A 1088-nucleotide genomic window follows, 5' to 3' on the forward strand; every position below is an offset into this window, starting at 1 on the left:
CAATCATTTTTCTGCGCGTGCACGGGTGTTTGCAGCTGCAGGTGCAGCCCCCGGATCACATCTGAATCGCGCCGCACCCGGGCCAGCTGCCAGCCGCCCTGCAGCAGGATATAGAAATTCTCAGCCGCCGCGCGGGCCTCTGCCTCTGCCAGGCCGAGGCGCTGGGCGTGGGCCGCGGTTTCAGTGATCCAGCCCTCAAACAGTTTGGCGGCGTGCTGGTGGAAGGCCTCGTTCTCCGGCCCCTCGAACAGGGTGGCGGACACCGGGCAACCGCTCCATTTGCCCTGTTTGTCAAAGAGTTTCGCCAGTTTGTAACAGACCGTCTTGGCGCCTTCCTGAAACGTCGGGGCAGGAGTGAAAGACGCGTCGATCAGTGCCATCATCTGCTCCGACGCCCAGTCCGCCGCAGCTAGGGCCAGATCGGATTTGCCGTTCGGGAAATGGTGGTAGAGCGAGCCCTTCGGCGCCTCCGCCGCGGCCAGCAATTCCGCCAGGCCGGTGCCGCTGTAGCCCTTGTTGCGGAACAGGCCGGCGGCCGCCCGCAGCAGCCGCTCGCGGGTTGGGACGGGGCCGTCCGGGGCGGCAGAGGGTGTCGTCACGTCAGTCATGGCGGCAGGTTGACAGCATTAGACCGAATGGTCCAGAGGTGGAGTAGACCAATCGGTCTAGGAGGGTGCCATGCTCGACAGCCATGCGGAACACAGCGCGGATATCCGGGTGGAGGACGTGCGCTTTGCTGCCGGAGATGCGGCGCTGGCCGGGCGGCTCTATCACCCTGCGGGACCTGCCAGGGCAGCGGTGGTGCTGAATGGCGCAACCGGGGTGCCGCAGGGTTACTACCGGCATTTCGCGCGCTGGCTGGCGGCAGATGGCTTGCCTAACCTACGATTACCGGGACTTCGGGGCCTCGGCGCGCATGCACCCGCGCCGGTCACAGGCCACCATGGGTGATTGGGCGCTGGCGGATCAGCCAGCCGCCCGGACAGAAATGCAGCGGCACTATGCGGGCGTGCCGATGTATGTGATTGGCCATTCTCTGGGGGCGATGCTGATGCCCCTGCAGGAAGGCCTGACGGACGTCGCCCGCA

Annotated in this window: 2 protein-coding genes; one reads left to right on the top strand and one right to left on the bottom strand. The window is 66.0% G+C overall.

From position 1 onward, the window contains the following. A partial coding sequence (locus RA21_RS21700; RefSeq protein WP_052257746.1) for a TetR/AcrR family transcriptional regulator occupies window positions 1-608 on the bottom strand: 608 nt, incomplete at its 3' end. A gap of 70 nt (window positions 609-678) precedes the next feature. Here RA21_RS21700 and RA21_RS22470 point away from each other — a divergent pair. Beyond that, entirely contained in the window at window positions 679-951 is a 273-nt protein-coding gene (locus RA21_RS22470) for a hypothetical protein (protein ID WP_241483545.1), read from the top strand. Window positions 952-1088 lie beyond the last annotated feature (137 nt).

The organism is Leisingera sp. ANG-DT (genome assembly GCF_000813785.1).
Lineage (GTDB): Bacteria > Pseudomonadota > Alphaproteobacteria > Rhodobacterales > Rhodobacteraceae > Leisingera.

Bases quoted from the DNA above. Each gene is read 5' to 3' on its own strand.
- RA21_RS22470 (WP_241483545.1), top strand. From the start codon at position 679: ATGCTCGACAGCCATGCGGAACACAGCGCGGATATCCGGGTGGAGGAC.